Here is a 24564-nt window from a genome sequence, read left to right as displayed (position 1 = left end):
CGAGAAGGCTGCCTCAAAGCACGTAACCGGCGATCATCTGACCCAGCTGACGAATGTCGGACGTTCCCTTGAACTCGAGGCGAACCTTCCCGAGACCGCTGAACCACAGGTCCAGCTCGGCGTCCAGGTCGAAGGTGCCGGCCGTTTCGACCGAGAACGCCTGGATCTTGCTGTACGGCAGTGAGGTGAAGTCCCGCTTCTTGCCGGTCATCCCCTGCACGTTGACCGCGATCAGCCGCTTGTCGGTGAAGACCACGAAGTCCCGCACCGCTTTGAAGCAGGACACGAGTTGCTCTCCGGGAATCAGCAGTGGCGCCACCATCGGACCGAGTTCGGCCGGTTTGGCGGGATTGAGCTTGAAGACGGAACCGTTCGCGAAATCGATCACTGCGCCACGTAACCACACCTGCTGGCATCCCGCACGTGGCGCGGCCGCGACGCGCGGCATGAGTCGGCCTGCCTTCGCTGCCTGCCAGTCGCTTCTGCTTGTCTGTCGCCAGAAGCGCACTCGGCAAGATCCTCGATCAGGGCCGCTTTCGAAGCGAAGCACTTGCGGCGGATGAAATGATGCGGACAGCGCGGTGCCGGCGTGGCGGCTTGTGGCCGCCTCAGCCGCGTGACACGGTTCGTGACGCGAACTGGAGCCAACTGACGCTGGAGAAGGTGGCCAGCGCGGTCGCTGACGATACTAGTGACGCCTCGAGGGGCCAGATGACACGCCGACGCGCAGCCTTTTAATCCGCGGGTTGTGGGTTCGAGTCCCACGGGGCCTACAAATCCCCAGGGCAGGCGCGTACTGGCAGCCTGCGCCCGGACCTCTAGGTCAGCTTTTACTCAGCCAATTGGCTGAGTAGGCTCCAGAGCGACTGGGTGCCCGTCCACCCGTTCGGTGGTGTGCCGGCGGCTGCCGGAGACCTGCCGCCCGCGAAGGGTGGACCACAGCCCAACCTCTAGGCCGCGGACCACCGCAGGTACCCCTCGTCCACCTCCGCCAGCTGCGGGGAAAGCCGTTTGGCCGGCCACACGGCCCCATTCGCATAGGCTTGCAGTGCGGGACGTCCTTCCACGAGCGCGCACGCGACGTCGTCGATCATCTCGCTGACACTGGCCCACCACGGCGCCGACGCTACGCCTCCCTCGGCGTACCACTCCCAAACGCACCCGAACTGGTCACCATCGCGCAAGTCAACGTACAGGAGACCGGCGTCAGCCGCGTCCGCGATCGGCAGGAAGCTGTCAAGCCAGTCCGTTGTCGGGCTCCCAGCCGGATCGCCATCGCCTGGCCACGGACCGGAACCGAAGATGCCACGCTGGATCCCTTGCAGCATCTGCCTGATCGACAGCATGTCCATCACCGGGACAAGGTTGTAGAGCGTCGGGATGAGCGATCCCCGGACCGCCCGGTGCTCCGTACCGTTGGCGAGCTCGAGCAGCTCGACCAAGTCAGCCGGGAGCGGACGATTGATCGCGGCCTGGAGATAGCGGACGTCGACGGCCGTCGCAGGCGGGTTGACGAGAGCAGCCGTAGCCGGGTGGTTGGCGGCAAGCCAGCCAACGATCCGCGACCAGGACGTGGCGACGGTCACCCGAGTGTCCCGGCTTGGTTCTGTGCAACATTCGGGCGACGGACGGACTGCGGGCGAAACACGTGCCGCAGTTGTACGCTCGCCCTCAGCGCAGCCTGAACCGCAGGCCTGGTACGAGTTCGTGCACTACGCCGACGTCCGGCGATTCGTGGATGGCGCCCCATGGCTGGCACATCGCTCACGGCGGCACTTTCGTTTCAGCACCCGAACCGGCAATGGTCAAAGCGACTGATAGAACTGGCAAGCCGAGCTGTTTGAGGGCGATGAGTTGCTCGCGTCTGCGACCTGCGCTGCGAGGTGAGCAGACTTCCCGAAGCGCGAGTGCTCACGTTGGTGCCGGCCCGGCCCCTGGACGCGCCGAAGCGAAGCATACGGATGCCCGGCGACGTCTCGCGAGGGAGCGAGCACTCAGAGGGCGGGGACCGGCTCGGACGACGGCCGCCACTCCCGCCTGATCAGTCCGTAGACCCACGAGTCGGAGACCTCGCCATTCACGACGCAGTCTTCCCGCAACGTTCCTTCACGCACGAACCCGAGCTTCTCCAGCACGCGGGCAGATGCCACGTTGCGTGTGTCGGCCTCAGCCTGAACGCGATTCAGGTCCAGCGTGTCGAAGGCCCACCCCAGCAAAGCGCGCGCAGCCTCTGTCGCGTAGCCGTGGCCCCACGCCGCATCCTTGAAGCAGTAGCCCAGCGATGCGCTGCGGTAGTCCGGATTCCACTGGCTCAGGCTGCACCAGCCGATGAACGCTCCGTCGGAGACGCGATCTATGGCCAGCCTCGCCCCGGTGCCTTCCTCTGCCATCTGCCGGCAAGCCGCAATAAACCGCCCGGCGCGCTCACGTTCGCTCCACGGCGGTGCATCCCAGTAGCGCAACACATACGCGCTGCTGTGCATCGCGAAGAGGTCGCTCGCATCCGCGTCATCGAACGGACGCAGCCGAAGGCGAGCCGTGAGCAGTGTAGGGGTGGGCAGCGTCATGTTCCGTCCCGTGATTGGTTGCCGATCAACAAACCATCTGATCCAACCATCCGCAACGGCTTTGCACCTCCATCAGCGACACGATCGGCGAACGAATCAGATGCAACTCATCGGCTTCACCTGACCGTAGGATCGCTTACCGCCGACCTGCGGCTGTAGGAGCAGGCGACCTCTCAGGAGGACTTCCGAGGAGCCAGGCACGATGCGGTCTGTCTCGCCGGCACGCTTGACGTCCGCGACGCTGCAGTTCTCGACCCCGCTGAAGATTTGTCTCTCGTGGGAACAGAACACTCTCGCCGACGGGTCACGGTCACCCCCAGAAGATGTTTGTGGGGTCGCGGTCGATCTCGGCCAGTAGGTCGTCGATGCTCTGCGACGGGGCGAGTCGGTCGTAGGCGTGGAAGCGTTGCTGCTGGTCGGCCCAGTACAACGTCCAGGAGTTGTCAGTGGCGTAGTAGCGCAGGCGAGCGATTGCGGAGCTGGTCCAATCCGGACCGAGGTCCTCACGCCATGGTGGGCGCCGTTCCACGATCGTTAGGTGGCGCGGAGCGACTTCGCACTCGATGCGCAGTTGGTCGCGAGCGTGCTCGGGGACCCGTCTGGCGCACCATTGCTGTACGCGTGCAACATCCAGTTCGGGAAGAGCCAATCAGATCACCAGTCGTGGGGCGGCCTGAGCCGTGCTGGTCTGGTCAGCGGCCCGACCGATCGGCGTGCGGGTTGGTCGACACCTTGATGCAAGCTTGCAGGGTGAGCGACCATCGTACCTCAGACCCTATCGACTCCACGGTCGGTAAGGTCTGGCCGATCGCCTGATATGGCGATGTCAGTCTGGCTGCGGCAGCGGGACGGACTGTGTTGGTAGCTCAGCGATCCCCTGTGGCGTCGGTCGATCGTTCGGCAGCCTCTGACGAGAAGCCGGTGACTATCTTCCGGCAATCCCCTGAAACCGTAGAGACTTGAGATTTGTTGTTCGGTTGGCCGGTCTCCCGCTGGTGTGAGGGAGCCGGTCGTTCATGCTGCTTGTTCGGGTTCGTGGTCGTGGGCCTGGTGGGTGAGTTCGTAGGTGATCGGTGAGCACATGCCGAGCGCGGAGTGGCGCCGGTCGTGGTCGTACTCCTCGATCCAGGCGGCCCCCCGAGTGCGGGCCTGGGCCCTGGTGGTGAAGTGCTCGAGCCTGCGCAGTTCGAACTCGACGGTGGAGTGCCAGGACTCGATCACGGCATTGTCAGTGCTGAGCCGGACCAGCCCATGGACTGGGCGATGCCGATCCGGGTGCAGGCGGCCCGGACGGTGCCGGCGGTGTACTCGCTGCCCTGATCGGTGTGCATGATCACCCCGGCGATAGCGTCCTTGCCGCCACGGACCGCGACCGCCATCACCAGCGCGTTGTAGGCCAGTTCGGCGTTATGGTGTTCCCCCAGGCTGAACCCGACGATGCGCCGGGACCCCATATCCAGCACGCTGGCCAGGTCGAGCTTGCCCTCGTCGGTCTTGATCTCGGTGCCGTCGCCGTACCACTTCCGATTCACTGCGGTGGCAGGGAAATCACGACGGATCAGGTCCGGTGCCCGCCACTTCCCCCGGCCCGGCCGGGTGGTCTGTTTGCGCCGGGCCTGCAAACCGAGCTCGCGCATCAGGGCGGCAACGGTGTTCTGGCTGACCCGCCAGCCCTCGTCGCGCAGGTCCGCGGTGATCCGCGGTGACCCGTGGGTGCCGTGATGCGTGGCGAACCACCTTCGGATCGCGATCTTCAGCTGTTCGCGGCGCGCGTGCCGGGGCGAGGCGTCGCCGTGGCGCCACTTGTAGAACCACGCCTGGCTGACCCCCAGCGCCCGGCAACTGAGCGCGTGTGGCACCCGGTAGGTGTCCCTCTGGGCGGCGATGAACGCGGCCACGGCTACCGGCCCATCGCATCCTTGACCCAGAGGGCCACCGAGCGCTTGAGGACATCACGCTCCATCGCCAGCTCCGCGTTCTCCCTGCGCAACCTGGCCAGCTCGGCCCGCTCGTCCTCGCTCAACCGACCGTCACCACCGTGGGCCCGCTTGTCTCTGGCCACCCAGTTCGCCAGCGTGCCCGCGTTCACGCCCAGCTCCCGGACCACCTGCGCCATCGGTTTGCCGGTCTCCCCGACAATCCGAACCGCGACCTCCCGGAACTCCCGATCAAACTTCCTTCGTGCCTCAGCCATCGCCTTCACCTCAAAGGGGATGTCTCCACGCTACGAGGGGAAACCCAGCCTGCATGGAACGCGAGTACGTGAAGCAAACCGACGAGGGACGCCGCACCGATGATTTCGCCGGTATCGATCCGCTCGCGAATCGAATCGAGCGGGAGCCAGTCGACGCGCTCGGCTTCGTTGATGTCCTTCGGCTCACCGATGTAGTCGGCGCCGTACGACACGAACAGTAGGTTCTCGGCGTCCGTCGTACCCACCGAAGGCTGCAGGGACACGAGCGGCTTCACGTTCCTCGGCCGCCAGCCGGTCTCCTCCTCGACCTCGCGAGCAGCGGTCACGCCCGGATCCTCGTCGGGGTCGACGTAGCCGCCCGGAAGCTCCCACACCCAGCGGTCGATGATGAAGCGGTGCCGCCACATCATCAGTACGTTCTCTTGATTGTGATCAAGCACGACCATCATGGCGGCCTTGGGCATCCGCAGCACGTACTGCTCGAACCGCACCCCATCGGGTAACTCGACCGACGCGATACTCAATCGCAGCCGACGGGTGTCGTCAATCAGTCGCTCGCCATGGATCTTCCACAACGTCGACTCCGCACCACCATCAGCCGTCACGCCACGACACTACCCAACGCGCATCCCCGGCCTCCCTCGGTTGGCTGGCTCGGACCGCGGCGTGAGACACGCGCGGCCGCAGGGTCGTCGCTCGCTGGGGCCGCCGGACGCTTCAGCTCGCAATGGACGCCGCAGGCTTCCACAAGCTGCCACCGGCTGTTCTACTCACCTAACGGCACCTCGACGCCGGCTCAGCTGTGATCGCCGCGGCAGTGCTAGGGATGTCGGCGCGTCCCGCTATCGTGTCGGGCATCGTCAGAGGGGGAGATCCATGAGCGACCACGCAAACGTGCCTGTTTGGACCCTGTCCACGGCCGACGTCTCCAGCATTCCGGCTGTTGATGACGGGGATGCACTGACTCCGGACCGCTTGGCCGAACTGCGCACAGCGCTCGCGACCTTCTCGTCGGTCCCGCTCGTGACCTTGGAAGCCCACCCGCTGCCGAAGAAGCGCGACAGCTCGGCGGGCCTGCCTCTGGACGCCGTCAGCCCCCTCGCGCAGGAACTCTCGCGCCTGGTGGCGAACGCCAAGCACGTGTCTGCGGTAGGCCAGCTCGCAGACTCCGGCGAGGTGCTCTACCGGATGGTGGTGCCGGCAAAGGTCGCCGCGCAGGTGGGCAAGGGACTCGTGAAGCAGATGCCGTCGAAGGCCGTTGCCAACGGCGTGTACGACGCCTTGGTTGATGCCACGACCAACGTGGCGGTCGCCAAGGCAACCTTCGTGCCCGTTGAACGGGCGGCCGCCGGCGCCGCCGGTACCGGGGTCGCCGGAACCGCCGTCGGAACGGTCGCCGCGGGTGGTGCTATAACGGTCGCTGCTCCGCTGGTTCTGATGGCGGTCGCGGTCGGCGCGAGCGCGTACGCCGACCACCAGCGCCAGAAGGCGATCGAGCACATTACCGAGCTGCTGGAGAAGCTGCACGACGACAAGCTGGAGCAGGAGCGCAACGAGCTTGACGGCTGCCGGGACGCCATCGACAAGGCGACCGCGCTGCTTCTGGATCGCGGCAAGGTCGGTGCATCGCTCGGCCTCGATTCGGCCGTTCACGCCATCAGTACGGCGACGCAGAACGCCGAGCGTCGGGTGAAGAAGTGGGAAGCTGCGCTCAGTGAGATCTTCGACAACCGGGTTGAAGTTTCCGAGCTGGAGGCCGATTTTCCTGGGATTGCCGAGGACGGCGGCGAGTTCCGCACCCACCTCGAGCTGGCCGCTCTCGCGATCGCTCTGAAGCGCCGCGTCGTCGTCCTGCAGGGAGTGGAGGCAGGCCAGAGTGACCCGGACAACCCGTTCGAGAACTTCGTCCGAAGCCTCAAGGCCGACCAGCAAAGGATCGACGAGCTGGAAGAGCGAATCAACGGCGTGCTCTTTCGGCTTTCGGCGCTCGAGCTGCGGTCTCCCAAGCGGCTTATCGACAAGGTCATGACGCGCGGGCAGGTCGATTCCCTCCTTGAGGCGTCCTATCGGCTCAGGGATCTGGGGGACTCGATCGGCGCTGCCGGCCGGACGTCAGAGGTCGTCATCGAGATCGAGAAGCACAGCGACGGAACACTCTTGGTGCTTCCGGCGCGCGCGTCCTGACCGGCGGACGACAGACCAGCCATCGGCCTGCACGTCGGAGACGCACCGGGCGCAGGCCGAGGCATCTCTGATGCCCGCTTCGAAATGAAAGGGATCGGAAGCTGGCAGGTGACCGACAGCGGCGCGGAAAGTACACAGGTTTGGCCAACATAGCTGGCATCCGATCCAGGGAGCACGTGCAGCGCCAATTCGAAGCGAGAGGAGCCCAGATGCGATCGCATTGCGCGTTGTACATTGACGCTGGCTACGTGCTTGCCTCGGCGGCGACGAGGATCACCGGCACCTCGCTGCGGGCGCCGGGCCGGATGCGGCGCCCGCAGAACGGTGCCCGGCATGAATGGCGTAGTCTCCCGGCGGCGACTTGCTCGGCGGCACCGCCCGTCGAACTCGATCGGGCCATCGGCCCACGACTGCGGGCAAGGTCCGGTTGATCGTGCGCTCCGACGGCACCACCACGCCTTCCGCACGGTTGCGCAGCGGGTCCGGCCGGATCCGCTTCGCAGCCCACCGCGGATGCGGCCGGCGCGCGTCAAGGGCAAGTCGGTTCGCGAGCGAGCACGCTGGGCGTGCTCGATCCGGGACCTGATCACCGTGTGGCGGCTCGAATGCCGGCGACGAGCGCGGCAACCAGCAGCCCGAGCACGAGCACGAGCAGCGCAACAGGACCCAGCAAGAGCGTCAGTATCAAGATCAACACCACGGCCAGTTTCAGCTTGGGGCTTGCCCCCGACCAAGCACCCTTGATCGCCGCCCAGACAGGGTTCTTTCCCCGCAGCTTGGCTTTCAGCCCCTCGAAGACCGCCTGCGTGGTGGGCCCTCCGCTTGCCACAAAATCGTCCAGACCGTCGGCCCAGTCCTCCACCTTCAGCGACGCCTTCGCAGTGGCATACAGCAGGGCCGCTTCTCCCAGGTCACTCAGCGCAGGTGCGAGGCTCGTCGCCACGGGGGCGCTCTTGGTCGCGCCGCTGGCGGTGTTCGATGCTGTCATCGTGGCCTCCTCAGCGAGAATACCTCCACGGGGCACGGCGCAGGCCAGATCGACCACAGAACCAGGCGGCAGCACGAGTGACGACCGGTGCCGGACATTCCCGGGTCCACCAATGAGTTGCCCGTGAGCAAGCCCACCGAAGTAGGACCGGTGCATCCGACCGCGACCAGTCGAAGAGTCCGCGGCCACCTCGAGCAAGTCCTAGCCTCGCTCGACCGGGCTTCGCGAGGGCCTCCAAACGACGATCGCCTCGGTTGATCAGGCGCTTGAAAATCGACGTCAGCCGACCGTGGCGGAGGGGTTGCCCATGGCGGCTTGCGAGATGTGGGTCCAATCCTCCCAGACCGCGATGCGCTGGGCGTATTCGATGCGCATCATGCTGAGGAGTCCGGCGCCATGGAAGATCCGCAGCGGCGGTTCCTCGGCGTCGACGACGTCGAGGAGGGCCGGCGCGGTCACGAGCGGGTCGCCGGGCGTCGTGTCTCTCCAGAACGCGGCCACCGCCTCCCGCACGGGCTCATAGGCGGACATGGGGTCGGAGCGGACTGCTGAACTCCCGCCCCAGTCGGTGGCGTAGCCGGCCGGTTCCACAATGGTGACCTTCACCCCGAACCCGGCGACCTCGGCCGCGAGCGCCTGGCTCATCGCCTCCAGCGCCCACTTCGAGGCGTTGTAGATGCCCAGGCCAGGGAAGGCGTGCAACCCACCGATCGAGGAGACCTGGATGACGTGGCCCGAGCCCTGCTCCCGCAGATACGGCAGCACAGCCTGAGTCACCCACAGTACGCCGAAGACGTTGGTCTCGAACTGGTCGCGCGCCTGCTGCTCGGTGACCTCCTCGGTCATGCCGAACAGACCGTAGCCCGCGTTGTTCACCACGACGTCCAGCCGACCGCAGTGATCGTGTGCTGTCTTCACGGCCAGCTCCACCGCGGGCCGGTCAATGACGTCGAGCGGGATCGGCAGGACGCGGTCGCCGTACCGGTCGACCAGGTCGGCCAGGGTGGCGATGTTCCGGGCGGTAGCGGCCACCTTGTCCCCGCGCCCGAGCGCGGCCTCGGCCCAGATGCGGCCGAATCCTCGTGAGGTTCCGGTGATGAACCAGATACGAGACATCAAATAGCTCCTTGGGCAGTCACGCGGCCGGGCAGGCCACGACAGTGCCCTTTGGGGCACTGGATCGGATGAGGCCGGAGCGGCGACGGGGTCGACTCTGGGGTCGCGCGACTGTATGCATCGGGTTGTCGCCGGTCCGGCCGGGCACCAGTAACCCTGCCGCGCACCGCACCGCCCAGCCAGTCGGCGGTTTCGCTAGCTTCCAGGTTCCTACCACTGGCAGCAACTGGGCCGAACTGCCGGCCGAGGAGCGCAACTGGGGCCGGCTGATCTTCCTCTCCCCCGCCACCCGCGACCTGTTCGTCGACTGGCACGCCAAGGCGGCCGGTGTCGCCGGAATCTTGCGCCTGCACGCCGGCATCCATCCGGACGACCCACAACTCGCTCAGCTCGTTGGCGAGCTGTCGGTGCGCAGCGAGGAGTTCCGCCAACTGTGGGCAGCGCACGAGGTCCGCCGCAAGGGCCACGGTGTGCTGCGGTTCAACCACCCGCTCGTCGGTGACCTCACGCTCTCCTACGAGACATTCCCCCTACCCGACGATCCCGACCAGACCTTCGTCACCTACCACCCCGAACCCGGCTCCCCCTCCCCCTCCGCCGCCGCGCTGCTACTCCTCGCCAGCTGGGGAGCCGACGCCACCACGCGGAGCTTCTGAACGAAGCGCATGCAGCAGCAGGTGATCGCGCTGTCGGCGTGCCGCTCAGAGTTTGACGTCGAGTGCGCAGGCTGAGCGAGAGCGGACGTTGACGCCGTACCCGAGCACTCTTGCGAGCTGCCGTCCGGGCTTGTCAGGTGTCCGGTTTTGTGACGGTGAAGTTGAACATCATGCCGCTGTGCATGTGCTCGGGGATGTGGCAGTGAGCCATCCACAGGCCGGGGTGGGTCACGTCGAGGAGCAGGTCGACGGTCTGACCGGCGCGGACCAGGACGGTGTCCTTCCATCCGAGGTTCGGCGAGGGGGCGCCGTCTCGGGCCAGGACCAGGAAGCGACCCGCGCCGTGGATGTGGAACGGGTGGTGCATCGGGTGATCGGATACGGCTTCGTTGACCAGGCGGATCTTCACGCGGTCGCCGACGGTGAAGCGCCAGTCGGTCGGTGGCTGGTCGGTTCCGCTCGTGCGGTCCACGATCTGCCAATGCATCGTGGCGGCGGTCATCCGGCGGTTGACCTCGACCATCTCGTCTTCCCACTCGATCTCGACAGGGCCAGCAGGGCCCTCGTGCCCATGAGAGCCGTGCTGCGTTCCGCCGGTGGTGCCGTGGGTGGGCATCGAGTGCGGCGTTGGATCGCCCGTACTGTCTGCGGGTTCGGCCAGCAACTTCATCCCACACCGCGGGCAGGGGCCGGGTTGGTCGCTCACCACGTCGGGGTGCATGGGACACGCGTACCGCTGCGTGAGGCGGGCGTCAGTCTTCGACGGATCCTCCATGGTGGCCACCAGCGCAAGCACTTTGCTGGGCGGCGCTTCCAGCCAGCTCCGGAGCAGGTCGCGTTCGGCTGCGAGCTCGGGCGCGCGGCGCAGGTGGTCGAACTGGTCCGCGGCCGCGGAAGCCCCGCGGCCGGGATCGACGGTGACCGTGGCGAGTGTGCTGACGCGTTGCGGCGTACGGTGCTCGAGCCTGTACTGCCCCGGGTGATCGAACACTACGTCGACGACCGCGCGTTCGGACGGCGCCAACAGCACCTCGCTGACGAACTCATCGTGTTCGACCCGGCCGCTGTCTCCGCCGACCAGCTTCATCCGTGCCCCTGGGAGGGTGACGTTGAAGACCCGGGTGTTCGCCGTGTTGGTCAGCCACAGCCGGGTGACCTCCCCCGCGTGCGCGGTGAAATCGAGGTCCGTCTCGCCACCGACCAGCAGCACGTTCCCGTAGCGACCCATAGCGGCATAAGTCGTCTCGGTACGGCTGAAGGACGCGACCTTGCCGTTTTCGAGCAGGATGTCATCCAGCGTCAGCACGATCTCGCTGTCGACCGGCGGCCAGTAGTCGGGGTCGGTGGGGATCACGAGGATGTTGCCGTACAGGCCGAGTTCCTGGGCGTAGTCCTCCCGGATGTGTGGGTGATACCAGTACAGGCCGGGATCTGGGAACTGAATCCGGTAGGTGAACTCTCCGTTGACCGGGATGGGCGCCTGGGTGCTGTGCGGTACGCCGTCGTACCGGTTCTCCAGACGCAGACCATGCCAGTGGACCGTGGTGTCGAGGTCGCCGTTGTTGACTACATGAACCCCGATCTGCGAGTGCTGCCGCACCTTCAGCGTCGGCCCGGGAATGGAGCGGTTGTACGCCAACATGCGCACCAGGTCGTCGCCTAGCTGTTTGGCGACCGGCTCAAGGACCAGTTCCAACTCGTCGTCATCACCGAGGTCCACCAGCCGCGGCGCACTGGCGCGTGGCAATCCGGTGGGATCGGTTGGGAAGACCTCGCCTCGGGCCTGTTCGGTGCCGTGGCGCATGTTGTGGTTCTGCATCGCTCGACCTCCCCTGGATGATGTCCGGCGCCGGTGGGCTGAGTCTTTCCTGGCGCTGGGTGCGATGCCCTTGCTGCCATCCTCCGCCCGCAGGTGCCGGCGGAGAAGCGCATCCCTTGGTGATCGACGCCGTCCACGACGGCCGCAAGCCACCGAACCGGTACGGCGGCGCGGCTCAAAGTCCGGCGGTGGTCAGCAGCAGCCGGGCGATGATCGTGGCCGTTGAACCGAGGGCGATGGCAAGGACCCAGGTGAAGGTGCCTTCCGCGAACGGCCACGCACGAATGTGTTCCGCTCGTTTCTCGAGGTCTTCGGCAGCCTTGAGCAGGGACGCTTGTCGTTGCAGCACTTCCAGGCCCGGCCGCTCGCGAAGCTCCCGATACGCCTCTTGATACAGGGTCAGCGCTCGCGAGATCTCTCGCTGTTTGACCGCCGCCATCTGCCGGTGGACGCGCCGCAGTGAGACGAAGAGCAGTGCGATGGCGGCGATGAGGACGGTGATGCCGACGATCTGGGTGGGGCGATCGGCGAAGCTGGTGACAACCAGTGGCGCCACTGTGCCGACGAGCATCCAAAAGCCGGTGAAGGCGAGTCTTCCGATCGGTAGCAGGCCGAGGCTGCGATCGCCGTTGTAGCCCTGGAGGCTCACCTGCCCGGCGCCGAGCCGGTTCAGGCCAGCCTGGAGGACGACATACGCCCATACCGCCGTACACACCGGAATGCCGATGACCAACCAGGTTCCCGCCTGCAGTGCTGCCCCCGCCGGGTCGCCGCGCTGCGCCTCGTCCAGGGGGAGAATCACAGCGACCGCGACAACCAGGATCAGAGGGCCGACCACACTGTCGATGCCGCGGAACAGTCGCGCCACGTCACGCTCGTCCTCGTCGACGATTTCGGTCAGCGTCGGCCGGATAGTGCGCAACTCGGCGGCGATGGTCGCTGCACCCCACAGCGAGAGAAGAATGGCGATCGTCACCGCGGCGCGATTGAGGACCTCCGCAAGAGGCACCCTGGACCCACCCGTTGCAGCACCGCTGATTGCCGTCGCCAGCGCGAGGTTCATCCATGGAACAAGCGCCCAGACCGCGACCCACGCCGAACGCGGACCCGGCAGCACCGCGAGGATGCGCTCGGTCAACGGCGTGGCCGCATCCGCCCCGGCTGATCTCACCTGGCCGCCGCTTTCGGGCTCCGGTACCTGCAGCTCCGCTGCACCGGCGCGGCCGTATTTTCGTGTGCCCGACGGTCCCTGCTCGACCATCGCAACCACCACCCCGGCTCCGATCACGTAGTACGGCTGTGGTGCCGAATCCCAGCGTAGGTCCGGTCGCCGGGGCGAGTCAGGAGAGGCGCCGAGACAACGGCATACCGGAACCAGACGGTAGCCCCCCGTAGCCCGTCGGAGGACCGGAATCCTCAACGGATACCGACCATTGTCGACTGGGTGAGCGGATCGAGCCGGGTCAGCCTCCTTCGCGCCGTTCCCGTAGCGGTCGGATGCTTCCCCCGGGTCGTCGCGGCCTTGATCGGTGTCGGAGCCACACGGCTCGGCGTACGGCAGTACACGACGAACGCCCGCGCCTATTCGCTCGCCAGCGAGGAGTTGGCGATCATCAGGTCGAGGATCGAGGTATTCGACTGCGATGGTCCTGACTCAGATCGGCGGTGGGCAGCTGAGGTCGCCGACGCAGAAGAGGCCGTCAGCCGCGAACACACCATGTGGCGTGCGTCCCGATCGCAACCGGAGTGAGAGCGGTCAAGCGTGCCCGTGCGACCAGAGACACCACGCGGGCCGACATCGTTGCTACGGTACGCCGGTCGCGGTTGTGTCAGCGAGAGCCGAAAGTTGCCATGGGCAATGGCAGATCCGGAATGTCGGAGGTTTCGGTCTGGCCGGCGGGGCAGGTGGAGGCCTCGTCCTGGGGTTGTGAGGCTCCACTGGGTGAGTTGCTAGTGCTGGGTTCGCATTTGTTCGTTGATTTTGAGGGCTTCGGCGAGTTGGTCTTCCAGGATGATGATTCGGCAGGCGGCGTCGAGGGCGGTGCCCTGGTCGACCAGTTCGCGGGCCCGGGCGGCGAGCCGCAGCTGGTAGCGCGAGTAGCGGCGGTGGCCGCCCTCGGAGCGTTGCGGAGTGATCAGTTTCGCCTCGTCGAGGCTCCGGAGGAATCCTGGCGTGGTGCCGAGCATCTCCGCGGCGGCACCCATCGTGTAGGCGGGGTAGTCGTCGTCCTCGAAATGGGCCGGTCCCGTTTTCGGGTCTGAGTTCATCGGATTCTCCCGGGTGCGTCCTGGGGCCATCGAGCCTCCGTGTGTCGAAGGGCCCCGGTGCCGAAGCACCGGGGCCCAGGGTTGGATTTTTCACCTTCTACCGGCCGTCAGGCCGGCCTTTTCGTGTCCGCAGCCCGCCACAGATAGGCCGTCACTGCGGGTATCGCTGAATGCGTAACCGAAGACCACCTTCCAATCTGCTGTGACTGCGGCATCCGCCCGGCGACGTACTGGCACTGGCGGATGATCCGACGGTGTAACCAACTCCTACTTACTCGGACTACTCACTGCAACTACAACTACAAACCGCTACTACTCGTACGAAACTGCAACTACCTACTGCGAACTGCCAACTGCACCCGAGAGTGGAACCTTCGACCGCAGGCTCCAACAACTCTCATCGGGTCTGGCGCGAAACCCGAGCCCTTTCACTGATCGGCCCGGCGGAATCCGCCGTCGTACTTCACCTCTGGACAGAACGGTAGCTGTCCACCTCAGCTTCGCTGTTCTTCTCCGTCAACACGAGCAACACTACACAGCCCACTGACGAAAGTCTAATCTCGCCACCACAGATTTCATGAGTCGTCGAGGAGAGCAAGACTGCCGCCGCCGTCCTGTCTGGATCGGAGGGTTCAGGCCGCGAAGGTGACCTCGGGGTGTGAGCGGGGAAGGTCGAGCGTCCAGCCGCGCTGGGGGCACACAGCAGTTGCTCAGACGTGGCCCATGGCTGTGGCGAGGCGAAGGACGTCGGTCATGGGGCCGTCGTCGAACACCGCCAGGTAGTCCGCTGCCTCGGCAGGCTCCAGCGTCAGGACTTCGATGACGTTCTCGCCGTCCGCGGGATTGGTCGGCCGTTCCTGGACGACAACATCGGCGGCCACGTAGAGCCAGTAGGAGATCGGGTGCGGCAGGTGAGGGCGGTACGGCGTTGAGCCTGGATGGTGGACCTTGAAGGCTCCGACCCAGGTCAGCGGCCCGGTGATCACCGCGCCGGCCTCCTCGAAGAGTTCGCGCCTCGCGGTGTCGTCGATCGTTTCTCCTGGCTCGCGGGTGCCACCTGGGAGGAACCGCCAGCCTTGGTCACTGGCGCACACGACGACGCCTCCTCCGGACCGGCCAATCACCTTCACGTTGCTCACGAGGTGGTCTGCCGGCCGCTCGAGTACGAACTGCACCTCCAGGCGATCATCCGCGACACCGCCCCACTGGAAGGGCGCTCGAGTAAACAGTTCGGGGAATTGGTCCTCCCAGCCATCCATCGCCACATCATCCCCGACCGATGGCAGGCCCCGCGCCTGCCGAGCCCGAGTGCGTGTTGCCGGGCCGGAGGTCGCAGGTGGTCAGGAGCGGCGGGTGGGTGGGTTGGTGGTGGGGAGGTGGCCGGTGGTGAGGAGGTGTTGGGCTACTTCGCGGAGTCTGGTGTTGGAGTCTTGGGAGTGGCGTTTCAGGATGTCGAAGGCGCGGCTGTCGTCGATGCTGAAGCGTTCTCTCAGCATGCCCACGGCCTGTCCGATGAGCTGGCCGGCGTGCACGGCCTCGACGAGGGAGTCGTGTTCCTTGGCCGCTGCGATCGCCACCGCGCCGTACGTCGCAACACGCGGCGCCTTGGCGTCTTCGGCGTCGAAGCTGTGTGGATGTTCACCGATCAAGGTCAACGCGCCGAAGGTGGAGCCGGCGGCCGTGAGTGGAATGGCGAAGATCGAGCGACCGCGGGCTGTCACTCGGGCGGCCCACAGCGGCCAGCGGGTCTCGCGTTCGGTGTCGCTGACCAGAACGCTCAGGCCGGTCGAGATCGCCGTCAGGGACGGTCCTTCGCCGCAGTCCAGCTGAGCGAGCAGCGCGGCATGGGAAGCCTCGTCGGTGGCGGCGCCTACCGTGATCCTGGCGCGATGGCGCAGCGCGATGGTCGCGTGGTCACAGGCCAGGAAATCGACCGCGAACGCGAGGAACCGGTCCATCGTCTGCTGCAGATCGAGTGCCTCGTGCAACTCGACGACCAGGTTCTCCCACCGGTCTTCGTCGAGGATCGGGCGCCAGCGTGCGTCTGCGGCGCTGTCCAGCTGCGCCGCATCGGGCGGCTGAGGGGTGGCGTCGGCTGCCGGAGAGGTCATCGGTTCCTCCGAGTCGGATCCGCTCGATGCCCTGGTCTGCACACACCGCTGCTCGATGTGCTCGGGTCAGACGAGGCCGGAAGGCTCCGACCGCCACACTGAACGTGGGGTAGGAAGACAACTCTTTCTACCTGGTTCCCGGGCCGATGTCGAGGGCGTAGGGTGCGTGGCATGACGGTCGACGCGGCAGCGGAGCGCACACAGGCGCCGCGGCAGCGCATCCTCGATACCGCCTACCGGCTGATGTCGCGACGAGGTGTTCGCGACGTCGGCGTCGAAGAGGTAATCGCCAAAGCAGGGATCGCCAAAGCGACGCTCTACCGGCACTTCCCGTCCAAGACCGATCTCGTCCTGGCGGTGCTCGAGCAGCGCGAGCAGCTCTGGACGCTGGGCATGGTCGAGGCCGAGGCCCGGAGGCGCGGCGCCACCGCCGAGGGCCGGTTACTCGCCGTGTTCGATGTCTTCGACGAGTGGTTCCGCAGCGACGGGTTCGACGCCTGCACGTTCGTGAACGTGCTGCTGGAGATGGGCCCCGACCACGTGCTGGGCCAGGCCAGCATCCGCCACCTGCGAAACATCCGCACCGTGATCGCCGACCTGGCCACCGAAGCCGGCCTGCAGGAGCCGGAGGAGTTCGCCAGCTCCTGGCACATCCTGATGAAAGGCTCCATCGTCTCGGCCGCAGAAGGCGACACCCACGCCGCGCGGCGCGCACAGGCGATGGCGGCCAACCTGATCGACCAGCACCGCTGATCCCAGGTCGGTCCGATCAGGTGACCTGGCGTGCGGCCGTACGCTTCCTCTCGAGGCGTTCCTGGTTCGGCCACCTGACGTCGTACGCCCAGCCGAACCGTTCGAACTGCTTGATGAACCAGGCGTTGATGTCGATCTGTCCCTTGAGTACGCCGTGGCGTGCGCACGTGGGGTCGGCGTGGTGAAGGTTGTGCCATGACTCACCCTGACTGAGGATGGCCAGCCACCAGACATTGCCCGCCCGGTCGCGGGAGGTGAAGGGTTTGTTACCCGTGACGTGGCAGATCGAGTTGATCGAGAACGTGACATGGTGCATCAGCGCGATGCGGACCAGCGTGCCCCAGAAGAATCCGGTGGCGGCACCGTGCCACGACCTGTCCCACAGGCCACCGATGAACGCGGGTGCCAGCAGAGATATCGCCGCCAGCGTGCGGAAGTGCCGCGAGATCGACACCATGTCGCGATCCGCCAGGAGGTCCGGGGCGTAGTGCTTCGGTTCGGCGCGATCCTGACCCCAGAGCACCCAGCCGACATGGGCGAACACAAACCCCTTCGTCACCGCCCACGCGCTGGTGCCGTAGCGCCAGGGCGAGTGCGGATCTCCCTCTCGATCGGAGAACTTGTGGTGTTTGCGGTGGTCGGCAACCCAGCGGATGACCGGACCTTCGAGAGCCAGGCTCCCGGCGACAGCGAGCGCGATCTTGAGGCCGCGCTTGCTCTTGAAGGATCCGTGGGTGAAGGCCCGGTGGTAGCCGGCCCCGATGCCGGTGCTGGTGATCACGTAGAACACGACCAGCAGCACGATGTCGTGCCAGCCGATCCAGCCGCCCCACGCGAAGTAGATCCCTGGCAGCAGCGCGAGGGTAGGCACCACGATGAAGACCCAGATGAGGCCCCGTTCGAGCTTGCCACCGACGGCTTGGAATTCGCCCGGAGGCGAATCATCGGAACTTACTGCTGAAGTCATCGCCCAGTCCTAGATGTTGGTCTCGTGAGGGACCGACACCCGAGCACGGGTGTCCCTGCCGCTTTGTACGCCGGACCGGCCTGAACCGCTCCGTACCCCCTACGGTGCCCCGATGCACCACCATTCACTCCCGTCACCGCGCGCCAGTGGTGTGGGCTGCTCAGTCGGCGCCCATGACCAGGCCCTCGATATCGTGCTTCTGCGTGATGGGGAAGAGTTCGTCGACGACCCGGCACTCGAGGTGGCGGCGTACGGACTCGGGGAGTGCTTCGTAGTACGCGTGGGTCACCATCGGGTCGTGCAGGGCCGAGTGCCCGGCGCCGGGCGCGTCCACGCCGAGGACGAGGACCGGCCGGGCGATCGGCGATCGGTGCTCGGTGCCGCGGTGGACGGTGAGTGCGGAGCGGGCGGAGACGTCGCCCATCTGGGGATACTTCCGTACTGCTCGCTCGCTGTACCGGGACCAGGCGGCCTTGGGTGGGAACATCTCATGTTCCCAGTGCCGGCCGTCGTCCCACTGGGTGCCGGGGGCGATTTCGAACGGACCCATGTCGGTGGTGACGTCCACGCCGGTCAGGTTGAACGCCAGTGAGGTGATCCGTCGGTCGCGGTAGGTCTGCGGTGGTGACGGAAAGTCGCGGTGCCACGGCTGGTTCCTGGCTCCCTGGAACGGTACGTCGAAGCCGAGCTCGACGATCTCGTAGTCCGGCCCGAGCACCGTCTCGCAGATTCCGGTCACCCAGGGGTGCGTGACCAGGTCGACGAACCCCGAGATGTCTTGGGGGTGGACTTCGACGTACCACCGACGGGGCCCGCGTCCGACCGCTCCACCTGGGCGTTGAACAGCGGTCCAGAAGGCGTCCATCATGTCTTCGCGCATCTGCTCGATCCAGTCGCGCGAGAAGACGCCCTTCGCCGCGGTGACGCCGTCGCGGTACAGGGTCTCCACATGGGCCGGTACGTCGTACGAGGTCTCGGTACTGGTCACCGCGGCCTCCTTCAGTTGCAGGTCGTCACATCGAGCGTATGCCGAGGCTCAGGAGTCAGCCCGTGGCGAGGACTTGGGGGCTGGTTTCCTTGATGCGGGTTCGCAACCACTTGGCGCAGGTTTCCGTCTCGGTGTGGCAACTGGTGGCGATCGTCAGGAGGTCGGTGTCGCGACTGGCTTTGGCGGCCTGGATCAGGATGATCCAGGCGATCTCCGCCGCCTGTGCCCGGAGGTACACCTCGCGCAGGTCGCGCAGCAGCAGGAGACCGGTCGTCTCGGACCGGCCAAGAACCTCGGAGGCTTTGTGCCGTGCCGTCTCCAGCAGGCCGGGCGATTCGGCGACCTCGGCCTCTTCGGTCTGTACGCCGTACTTGCCGCTGACCGTGGCCAACTGGTCGAGATGGTCGGCGCACTGCCGGGCCATGGTGTGGCCGAGGTGGTAGAGATCGTGCTCGACGGCGTGACGTTCGCCCGTCAGGCGGAGCCGCTTCGCCAGCTCGGTTTCGGCGTCGCGGACATCGTTGATCGCTTGATCGATCTTCACGGCTGCTCCTCCGCCACTTTGTGGACCCGGACGGCGGCGACCTTGAACAGTGGTTGCTTGGACACCGGATCCCATTCGGTGCTGGTGAGTTCGTTCGCAGCGGTCGGCCGGTCGCCATCTGCCTCGTCCTGGTCCCAGTAGCCGTAGTGGAACGGGGCGAAGACGACGCCGTCCCGAATGTCACTGACCCGCGCCTTCGCCTCGAGCTTCCCGCGCCGGGACTCGACCCGGACGAGGTCACCTTCGGTGATGCCGAGCGGCTCGGCATCACTCGCTCCGATCTCGATCCAGACCGTCGGTGCGGCCGCCTGCAGCTGCGCGACGCGCCCGGTCTTGGTGCGGGTGTGGAAGTGGTACGCCGTACGCCCGGTGGTGAAGAGCAGCGGGTAGTCGTCGTCGGGCGGCTCGTGCGGGGGCAGGAACTCAGCGGCCTTCAGGATCGCCCGGCCGTCCGCTTGCAGGTCGGCGTAGTCCTTGCGTTCGTGGGCGGCGCCGGTGAGCAGGTCGTGACCGTAGTCCTCGCAGTACTCGGTCTGGGTGTTGAAGACCTGGTCGGTGTAGAGCCGCTCAGTGCCCTCGGGGTTGTCATGGGTGCAGGGCCACTGGATGCCACCTGCCCCGCGCAGCTTCTGATACGACAGACCCGAGTAGTCGCACGGGCGGCCGCGGGTCGCCTCGCGGAAGGCCGCGAAACACTCTTCGGGAGTTCGCCACTTGACCAGGGGCCGGCCGTCCTTGTCGTGTAGTCCGAGCCGGTCGGCGTAGTCGGTGAGGATGTCCATGTCCGATCGCGCCTCGCCGGGCGGATCGACTGCTTTCTCGGACAGGTGGACGGTGCGGTCGTGGTTGGTGAACGTGCCGGTCTTCTCACCCCAGATGGCGGTGGGCAGGACGACGTCGGCGAACTGGGCGGTCTCGGTGCGGAACGGGTCGCTGACCACCACGAACAGCCGCTCCTGCTGGAGGATGGACCGGATCCGGTGCAGTTCCGGGAGCGACACCGCTGGGTTCGTGCCGATGATCCACAGGAACCGGACCGATCCTTCCTCGGCGTACCGGAACATCTGCATGACGTGGGTGGGCGGGGACCAGCTCGGGATCTGCGCCGGATCGAGGTTCCACAGGTGGGCGAGTTCCTCCACGTGGGAGGGGTTCTGCCAGTTCCGCATGCCGGTCAGGTCGCCGTTCGCGCCGGTCTCGCGGGTGTTCTGAGCCGTCGGCTGCCCGTTGAGCTGGAAGACGCTGGCTCCGGGTTTGCCGATCATTCCGCGCAGCAGGTTGATGTTGTTGACCTGGCAGGCCGACGCGGTGGCCTGGTGCGACTGGTAGACGCCTTGCAAGCAGGTGGACACGAGTCGTTCGGCGCTCCCGATGATCCGCGCCGCGGCCCGGATCTCGTCGGCCTCGACACCGCAGATCCCGGCGACGCGGTCAGGCGGGTAGGCCGCGACCGTGTTGGCGAGTTGGTCGAATCCGACGGTGTGCGCGTCGACGAAGGCCCGGTCGACCAGGTCGTTCTCGATCAGCTCGTGCTGGATTCCGTTGAGCAGGGCAAGATTGGTGCCGTTGCGGATGGCAAGGTGTACGTCGGCCTCCTGCGCGATCTTCGTACGGCGGGGATCGACGACGACGAGCCGGGGACGGTCAGGGCCGTGCAACCGGTCGAGGACGCGGGACCACAGCACGGTGTGGGTTTCCGGCATGTTGTGGCCGATGGCAAACAATGCGTCGCAGGTGTCGAAGTCGGTCAGTGATCCGGGGGCGCCGTCGGTGCCGAAGGTCTCCTTGAGCGCGAAGTCCGAGGTGGCGGTGCACAGCCGGGTGTTGCCGTCCAGGTGCGGGGTGCCGATGCCGCCGCGGACGACGAGCGCGAGGGTGTAGTAGTCCTCGAGGAACAACTGTCCGCTGCTGTAGAACGCCATACCGAGCGGGCCCTGCTCGTCCAGCACCAGCCTGCTGCGCTCCGCGATCAGTTCCATCGCGTCGTCCCAGGTTGCCGGTGTCAACGTGCCGTCGCGCCGGATCAGTGGAGTGGTGAGGCGGTCGGCCGAGTTGTTCGCCTGCCAGCCGAACAGCCCTTTGGGGCCCAGCCTCCCGTGGTTGACGCGGTCTGCGGATCGGCCTCGGACACCGACGATCCGGCCGTCATGGACACCGATGTCCATCCCGCAGCCGTTGGAGCACAGCACACACGCCGACTGCACCCAGTCGACCTCGCCTGGCGCCGTACCGTCCTCGATGAACTCGTCGACACGAGCCGGCCAGTCGGCGCCTGTCGCATACGGCGTCCGGGTTCCCCAGACGTTCGCGATGCGATCGATCGGATCGTTCATCGCCCCTCCTGAGCTCGAGAACAGCAGGGGGCCGGTACCCGGCCGAGCGGCCCCAAAAACGACTACGACGCGCAGTGACTGCTACGCCGCTGTGGGGTTGAAGGTGGTGAGTTTGGACGGGTTCAGGAGCCAGAGGACCTGGTTGATGCCGTTGGGGGATGCGGTCACCGTGCACATGGCGAAGGCGATGCCGTCTCGGCGGAGGATCGCGACTGCTTGGCCGTTGGCGGTGGCCAGTTCCACGTCGGCGCCGGTCCAGAAGCGGTCCGCGAAGGCCTTGTGGTACTTCGCTACGCGTTCGAGACCGACCACCGGGAAGCGGGAGGCCCGGACCGCGCCGCCGCCGTCGGAGTAGCTGATGGCGTCGTCGGCGAGCAGCTTCTCGAGCGCCGCCAGGTCACCGGAGCGGGCCGCGGTGACGAACGCGCTCAGGAGCTCGCGCTGTTCCGGCCCAGTGACCGGATTGCGACGTTCCGCGACCAGGCGTTTGCGCGCCCGGCTGACCAGTTGGCGCGTGGCCGGCTCGGTGGACCCGATGATCTCGGCGATCTGGCCGTACGGGTAGTCGAACGCCTCCCGCAGGATGTACGCCGCCCGTTCCGTCGGCGAGAGCCGTTCCAGGATGAGCAGTACGGCGAACTCCAGCGCCTCGTTGTGCTCGGCGCCGAGATACGGATCGGCGCTCGTGTCGACCGGCTCGGGCAGCCACGGCCCGATGTAGGTCTCCCGGCGTACCCGCGCCGACTGCATCGCGTTGATCGCCAGCCGGGTGATCGCCGTGGCCAGGTACGCCGCTGGGTTCGAGACCTTACTGCGGTCGGTGGTCTGCCATCGCAACCACACGTCCTGGACGAGATCCTCTGCCTCAGCGGCACTACCAAGCATCCGGTACGCGATCCCGAACAACCGCGGCCGCACGCCGCCAAACACCGCCGCGGCCTCCTCCAACTCCGCCGAGGTCATCCAGTACGCCTCCAACCACGCCAGTTGCCGACCGGTCGCCAGCTAAGACAGTGCAGCCCCCTGCAGTGTGACAGCGGCCCGGACGGGCGCACGGCAGGGGTTTGGTGTCACGACCCTGTGAGCTGCTGCCCGCCTGTCGGAACCGCTGGTTGTCTGAGCGTTTCGGAGTGGTTAAGGTCGAAAGAGCCGCGGGAGCTCGCGCCACAGTGGGCTGAGAGGGCGACTGACCAGGGTGTCGCCGACCGCTGAACCTGTCTCGGGTAATGCCGGCGTAGGGAGGAAGCGATGGCGTACGACGTGTGGGTCAACGGCGAGCCGACAAGGGTGCCGCCGGGCCGCTCCGTAGCCGAGCTGGTCCGGGAGTACTCCGACCGGCAGACCGGAATCGCTGTAGCGGTCAACCAGACCGTGCTCACCCGGCAGGAGTGGGCCGGGACGACGCTCACGGACGGCGACCGGGTCGAGATCGTCAGTGCGGTTCAGGGAGGCTGACGTCATGGACGATCCACTGGAGCTCGGCGGGCGGACGTACTCCTCCCGGCTGATCATGGGCACTGGCGGTGCCGCCAACCTCGAGGTGATGGAAGAGGCGTTGATTGCCTCGGGCACCCAACTCACCACGGTCGCGATGCGCCGGCTCGGCACCGGCCACGAGGGCTCGATCCTCGACGTACTCAAGCGGCACGGCATCGACGTCCTGCCGAACACGGCGGGCTGCCACACCGCGGCCGAGGCGGTGCTCACCGCGAAGCTCGCCCGGGAGGCGCTGGAGACGGACCTGATCAAGGTCGAGGTGGTGGCCGACGATCACCTGCTGATGCCGGACCCGATCGAGTTGCTGGACGCCGTGGACGCGTTGGTCGCGGACGGGTTCACCGTGCTGCCCTACACCAACGACGATCCGATCCTGGCCCGCCGGCTGGAGCAGGCCGGGTGTGCGGCGGTGATGCCGCTGGCGGCGCCGATCGGGTCCGCCCTCGGTATCCGCAATCCGCACAACCTCGCGCTCATCACCGAGGCCGCGAACGTCCCGGTGATCGTCGACGCAGGTATCGGTACGGCGAGTGACGCCGCGCTGGCGATGGAGCTCGGCTGCGCCGCGGTCATGCTCGCCACCCCGGTCACCCGGGCCGAGAAACCGGCCCTGATGGCAGCCGCGATGCGCGACGCGGTCACCGCCGGCCGCGCCGCCCGCCTGGCCGGCCGAGTCCCCCGCCGCTACCACTCCGCCCTGGCGTCCTCACCGGTCACCGGCCTGCCGTCGTTCTAGGAACTGCCCGACAGTTGTGACAAGGCCCAGCAGCTTCACCGTGTCCACTGGGTCCACGGCCACCGGGTTGGCCGCCAGCCAGCGCCACATGGTGGTCAGGTCCTTGCCGACGAAGCGCTCGAAGAGCCACAGCGGCATCGGGAAGCCGCGAGGTGGCCGCCCTGTCGCCGCGGTCCAAGCCTGGCGGAGTTCGGCGATCGAGCGGAACTCCGCCGCCAGCGGAAGCTCCGTGCCGACGAATTCGGACGGCTCGGCGAAGGCGCGGGCCGCGATCGCGCCGAGGTCGTCGACCGCCAGCCAGGGCACCGGCGTCTGGTCGCCGGCCAGCTTGGGCATCAGACCCCAGACCGCGACAGGTGGGTAGAAGTCCTTGTCCGTCATCAGTTCCATGAACGCCGTCGGCCGCAGCACCGTCAGCGGAACACCGAGCTCACGCAGGTAGTCGGCGATGATCAGCTTCGACTCCCAGGAGTCGACTCCGGTCCCGCGCAGACCCGGCCCGGCCGATCCGTAGACCACGTGTTGCACCGCGGCGGCCTTCGCCGCGTCCGCGACGTTCTTGCCCTGCCGCACCTCGCCGTCGTGGCCCGCGATCATCGGGTTCTGCACGCTGTAGACGCCGTACGCATCCTCGAAGACACGGAGCAACGAATCCGGGTCCGCCATGTCGCATCCGGCGACCTCGGCTCCAGTCGCCCGCAAGGCATCACCAGCCGGGGAGTCCGGCTTGCGGGTCAGGGCGCGCACGCGCCAGCCGGCGGCCAGCAGGTGCCGGGCGACCGCACCGCCCTGACGTCCTGTTGCCCCCAGCACCGCGATGAGCCCGTCGTGCGCCATGTCACG

At 66.8% G+C, this 24564-nt stretch carries 27 protein-coding genes and 1 riboswitch; of the genes, 6 read left to right on the top strand and 21 right to left on the bottom strand.

From position 1 onward, the window contains the following. Positions 1-13 precede the first annotated feature (13 nt). From AB0F43_RS10835 to AB0F43_RS10800, 8 genes are all read right to left on the bottom strand, one after another. Entirely contained in the window at positions 14-388 is a 375-nt protein-coding gene (locus AB0F43_RS10835) for a PH domain-containing protein (RefSeq protein ID WP_360473670.1), read from the bottom strand. A gap of 562 nt (positions 389-950) precedes the next feature. After that, positions 951-1586 carry an SMI1/KNR4 family protein gene (locus AB0F43_RS10830; protein ID WP_360473668.1) on the bottom strand — a complete coding sequence of 212 codons (636 nt, stop codon included), beginning with the start codon at positions 1584-1586 and terminating at the stop codon, positions 951-953. A gap of 408 nt (positions 1587-1994) precedes the next feature. Continuing rightward, positions 1995-2567 carry a GNAT family N-acetyltransferase gene (locus AB0F43_RS10825; RefSeq protein ID WP_360473666.1) on the bottom strand — a complete coding sequence of 191 codons (573 nt, stop codon included), beginning with the start codon at positions 2565-2567 and terminating at the stop codon, positions 1995-1997. 310 nt (positions 2568-2877) lie between these two features. After that, positions 2878-3096 carry a DUF3024 domain-containing protein gene (locus AB0F43_RS10820; RefSeq protein ID WP_360473664.1) on the bottom strand — a complete coding sequence of 73 codons (219 nt, stop codon included), beginning with the start codon at positions 3094-3096 and terminating at the stop codon, positions 2878-2880. A 485-nt stretch (positions 3097-3581) separates the two neighbouring features. Beyond that, a complete protein-coding gene (locus tag AB0F43_RS10815; RefSeq protein ID WP_360473662.1) occupies positions 3582-3788 on the bottom strand; it encodes an integrase core domain-containing protein in 207 nt (68 codons plus the stop codon). Next, a complete protein-coding gene (locus AB0F43_RS10810; RefSeq protein WP_360473660.1) occupies positions 3785-4465 on the bottom strand; it encodes an IS3 family transposase in 681 nt (226 codons plus the stop codon). The genes AB0F43_RS10815 and AB0F43_RS10810 overlap by 4 nt, the downstream gene beginning before the upstream one ends. A 2-nt stretch (positions 4466-4467) precedes the next feature. Further along, entirely contained in the window at positions 4468-4761 is a 294-nt protein-coding gene (locus tag AB0F43_RS10805) for a transposase (protein WP_360473658.1), read from the bottom strand. Between the two features lie 5 nt (positions 4762-4766). Then, on the bottom strand, positions 4767-5336 hold the full coding sequence (locus tag AB0F43_RS10800; protein WP_360473656.1) for an NUDIX hydrolase: 570 nt from the start codon (positions 5334-5336) through the stop codon (positions 4767-4769). 301 nt (positions 5337-5637) lie between these two features. On the opposite strand from AB0F43_RS10800, the gene AB0F43_RS10795 reads away from it, so the two are divergent. Further along, on the top strand, positions 5638-6945 hold the full coding sequence (locus AB0F43_RS10795) for a hypothetical protein (protein ID WP_360473654.1): 1308 nt from the start codon (positions 5638-5640) through the stop codon (positions 6943-6945). Between the two features lie 586 nt (positions 6946-7531). Here AB0F43_RS10795 and AB0F43_RS10790 read toward each other — a convergent pair. Further along, entirely contained in the window at positions 7532-7933 is a 402-nt protein-coding gene (locus tag AB0F43_RS10790; protein WP_360473652.1) for a hypothetical protein, read from the bottom strand. 279 nt (positions 7934-8212) lie between these two features. Continuing rightward, on the bottom strand, positions 8213-9049 hold the full coding sequence (locus AB0F43_RS10785) for an SDR family oxidoreductase (RefSeq protein WP_360473650.1): 837 nt from the start codon (positions 9047-9049) through the stop codon (positions 8213-8215). A 68-nt stretch (positions 9050-9117) separates the two neighbouring features. Between AB0F43_RS10785 and AB0F43_RS10780 the strand changes: the two genes are divergently transcribed. Further along, on the top strand, positions 9118-9705 hold the full coding sequence (locus AB0F43_RS10780) for a hypothetical protein (RefSeq protein ID WP_360473648.1): 588 nt from the start codon (positions 9118-9120) through the stop codon (positions 9703-9705). 133 nt (positions 9706-9838) lie between these two features. On the opposite strand, the gene AB0F43_RS10775 is transcribed toward AB0F43_RS10780, so the two are convergent. Together AB0F43_RS10775 and AB0F43_RS10770 are read right to left on the bottom strand one after the other, a co-directional pair. Next, positions 9839-11524: a multicopper oxidase family protein gene (locus AB0F43_RS10775; RefSeq protein ID WP_360473646.1), complete on the bottom strand. Its 1686-nt coding sequence runs from the start codon at positions 11522-11524 to the stop codon at positions 9839-9841. 175 nt (positions 11525-11699) lie between these two features. Further along, positions 11700-12785, bottom strand: a complete 1086-nt coding sequence (locus tag AB0F43_RS10770) for a hypothetical protein (protein ID WP_360473644.1) — start codon at positions 12783-12785, stop codon at positions 11700-11702. A 183-nt stretch (positions 12786-12968) separates the two neighbouring features. On the opposite strand from AB0F43_RS10770, the gene AB0F43_RS10765 reads away from it, so the two are divergent. Next, the gene (locus tag AB0F43_RS10765; RefSeq protein ID WP_360473642.1) at positions 12969-13274 is read left to right on the top strand and encodes an SLATT domain-containing protein; all 306 of its coding nucleotides are present in this window, start codon (positions 12969-12971) and stop codon (positions 13272-13274) included. A 200-nt stretch (positions 13275-13474) separates the two neighbouring features. On the opposite strand, the gene AB0F43_RS10760 is transcribed toward AB0F43_RS10765, so the two are convergent. The 3 genes from AB0F43_RS10760 to AB0F43_RS10750 all read right to left on the bottom strand — a co-directional run bounded on the left by AB0F43_RS10760 (position 13475) and on the right by AB0F43_RS10750 (position 15903). Continuing rightward, entirely contained in the window at positions 13475-13792 is a 318-nt protein-coding gene (locus AB0F43_RS10760; protein ID WP_360473640.1) for a MerR family transcriptional regulator, read from the bottom strand. A 710-nt stretch (positions 13793-14502) separates the two neighbouring features. Next, positions 14503-15051: an NUDIX domain-containing protein gene (locus AB0F43_RS10755; RefSeq protein WP_360473638.1), complete on the bottom strand. Its 549-nt coding sequence runs from the start codon at positions 15049-15051 to the stop codon at positions 14503-14505. An 81-nt stretch (positions 15052-15132) separates the two neighbouring features. After that, a complete protein-coding gene (locus tag AB0F43_RS10750; protein WP_360473636.1) occupies positions 15133-15903 on the bottom strand; it encodes a GAF and ANTAR domain-containing protein in 771 nt (256 codons plus the stop codon). 171 nt (positions 15904-16074) lie between these two features. Here AB0F43_RS10750 and AB0F43_RS10745 point away from each other — a divergent pair, with 171 nt between their 5' ends. Next, positions 16075-16656, top strand: a complete 582-nt coding sequence (locus AB0F43_RS10745; protein ID WP_360473634.1) for a helix-turn-helix domain-containing protein — start codon at positions 16075-16077, stop codon at positions 16654-16656. 16 nt (positions 16657-16672) lie between these two features. Here AB0F43_RS10745 and AB0F43_RS10740 read toward each other — a convergent pair whose 3' ends face one another. The 5 genes from AB0F43_RS10740 to AB0F43_RS10720 all read right to left on the bottom strand — a co-directional run bounded on the left by AB0F43_RS10740 (position 16673) and on the right by AB0F43_RS10720 (position 22451). Next, positions 16673-17623 (bottom strand): fatty acid desaturase, encoded by a 951-nt coding sequence (locus AB0F43_RS10740; RefSeq protein ID WP_360473632.1) that lies wholly within the window; start codon positions 17621-17623, stop codon positions 16673-16675. A 160-nt stretch (positions 17624-17783) separates the two neighbouring features. Further along, positions 17784-18611 carry a phytanoyl-CoA dioxygenase family protein gene (locus AB0F43_RS10735; RefSeq protein ID WP_360473630.1) on the bottom strand — a complete coding sequence of 276 codons (828 nt, stop codon included), beginning with the start codon at positions 18609-18611 and terminating at the stop codon, positions 17784-17786. Positions 18612-18666: 55 nt separating this feature from the next. Beyond that, a complete protein-coding gene (locus tag AB0F43_RS10730) occupies positions 18667-19155 on the bottom strand; it encodes a hypothetical protein (protein ID WP_360473628.1) in 489 nt (162 codons plus the stop codon). Next, positions 19152-21488 (bottom strand): nitrate reductase, encoded by a 2337-nt coding sequence (locus AB0F43_RS10725; RefSeq protein ID WP_360473626.1) that lies wholly within the window; start codon positions 21486-21488, stop codon positions 19152-19154. The genes AB0F43_RS10730 and AB0F43_RS10725 overlap by 4 nt, the downstream gene beginning before the upstream one ends. Positions 21489-21569: 81 nt before the next feature. Continuing rightward, positions 21570-22451, bottom strand: a complete 882-nt coding sequence (locus tag AB0F43_RS10720) for an RNA polymerase sigma-70 factor (RefSeq protein WP_360473624.1) — start codon at positions 22449-22451, stop codon at positions 21570-21572. Between the two features lie 178 nt (positions 22452-22629). Beyond that, positions 22630-22746, top strand: a riboswitch (TPP riboswitch). Between AB0F43_RS10720 and thiS the strand changes: the two genes are divergently transcribed. Together thiS and AB0F43_RS10710 are read left to right on the top strand one after the other, a co-directional pair. Beyond that, entirely contained in the window at positions 22737-22943 is a 207-nt protein-coding gene (gene thiS, locus AB0F43_RS10715) for a sulfur carrier protein ThiS (protein ID WP_360473622.1), read from the top strand. It overlaps the preceding riboswitch by 10 nt. Before the next feature lie 4 nt (positions 22944-22947). After that, positions 22948-23721, top strand: a complete 774-nt coding sequence (locus tag AB0F43_RS10710; protein ID WP_360473620.1) for a thiazole synthase — start codon at positions 22948-22950, stop codon at positions 23719-23721. Here AB0F43_RS10710 and AB0F43_RS10705 read toward each other — a convergent pair. Then, positions 23692-24558, bottom strand: a complete 867-nt coding sequence (locus tag AB0F43_RS10705) for an NmrA/HSCARG family protein (protein ID WP_360473618.1) — start codon at positions 24556-24558, stop codon at positions 23692-23694. The two genes, AB0F43_RS10710 and AB0F43_RS10705, sit on opposite strands and share 30 nt — an antisense overlap. Between the last annotated feature and the right edge of the window lie 6 nt (positions 24559-24564).

The organism is Kribbella sp. NPDC023972, assembly GCF_040639075.1.
Taxonomy (GTDB): Bacteria; Actinomycetota; Actinomycetes; order Propionibacteriales; family Kribbellaceae; genus Kribbella.
Note: the sequence above shows the minus strand (reverse complement) of the source record. Positions and strands in the feature narration are given on the sequence as shown.

Excerpts from the sequence above, each read along its gene's own strand:
- AB0F43_RS10725 (WP_360473626.1), bottom strand. The coding sequence starts at position 21,488 with ATGAACGATCCGATCGATCGCATCGCGAACGTCTGGGGAACCCGGACG.
- AB0F43_RS10760 (WP_360473640.1), bottom strand. The coding sequence starts at position 13,792 with ATGAACTCAGACCCGAAAACGGGACCGGCCCATTTCGAGGACGACGAC.
- AB0F43_RS10780 (WP_360473648.1), top strand. The coding sequence starts at position 9,118 with ATGAGGCCGGAGCGGCGACGGGGTCGACTCTGGGGTCGCGCGACTGTA.
- AB0F43_RS10825 (WP_360473666.1), bottom strand. The coding sequence starts at position 2,567 with ATGACGCTGCCCACCCCTACACTGCTCACGGCTCGCCTTCGGCTGCGT.
- AB0F43_RS10745 (WP_360473634.1), top strand. The coding sequence starts at position 16,075 with ATGACGGTCGACGCGGCAGCGGAGCGCACACAGGCGCCGCGGCAGCGC.
- AB0F43_RS10710 (WP_360473620.1), top strand. The coding sequence starts at position 22,948 with ATGGACGATCCACTGGAGCTCGGCGGGCGGACGTACTCCTCCCGGCTG.
- thiS (WP_360473622.1), top strand. The coding sequence starts at position 22,737 with ATGGCGTACGACGTGTGGGTCAACGGCGAGCCGACAAGGGTGCCGCCG.
- AB0F43_RS10750 (WP_360473636.1), bottom strand. The coding sequence starts at position 15,903 with ATGACCTCTCCGGCAGCCGACGCCACCCCTCAGCCGCCCGATGCGGCG.
- AB0F43_RS10770 (WP_360473644.1), bottom strand. The coding sequence starts at position 12,785 with ATGGTCGAGCAGGGACCGTCGGGCACACGAAAATACGGCCGCGCCGGT.
- AB0F43_RS10740 (WP_360473632.1), bottom strand. The coding sequence starts at position 17,623 with ATGACTTCAGCAGTAAGTTCCGATGATTCGCCTCCGGGCGAATTCCAA.
- AB0F43_RS10805 (WP_360473658.1), bottom strand. The coding sequence starts at position 4,761 with ATGGCTGAGGCACGAAGGAAGTTTGATCGGGAGTTCCGGGAGGTCGCG.
- AB0F43_RS10720 (WP_360473624.1), bottom strand. The coding sequence starts at position 22,451 with ATGACCTCGGCGGAGTTGGAGGAGGCCGCGGCGGTGTTTGGCGGCGTG.
- AB0F43_RS10755 (WP_360473638.1), bottom strand. The coding sequence starts at position 15,051 with ATGGATGGCTGGGAGGACCAATTCCCCGAACTGTTTACTCGAGCGCCC.
- AB0F43_RS10790 (WP_360473652.1), bottom strand. The coding sequence starts at position 7,933 with ATGACAGCATCGAACACCGCCAGCGGCGCGACCAAGAGCGCCCCCGTG.
- AB0F43_RS10785 (WP_360473650.1), bottom strand. The coding sequence starts at position 9,049 with ATGTCTCGTATCTGGTTCATCACCGGAACCTCACGAGGATTCGGCCGC.
- AB0F43_RS10775 (WP_360473646.1), bottom strand. The coding sequence starts at position 11,524 with ATGCAGAACCACAACATGCGCCACGGCACCGAACAGGCCCGAGGCGAG.
- AB0F43_RS10705 (WP_360473618.1), bottom strand. The coding sequence starts at position 24,558 with ATGGCGCACGACGGGCTCATCGCGGTGCTGGGGGCAACAGGACGTCAG.
- AB0F43_RS10795 (WP_360473654.1), top strand. The coding sequence starts at position 5,638 with ATGAGCGACCACGCAAACGTGCCTGTTTGGACCCTGTCCACGGCCGAC.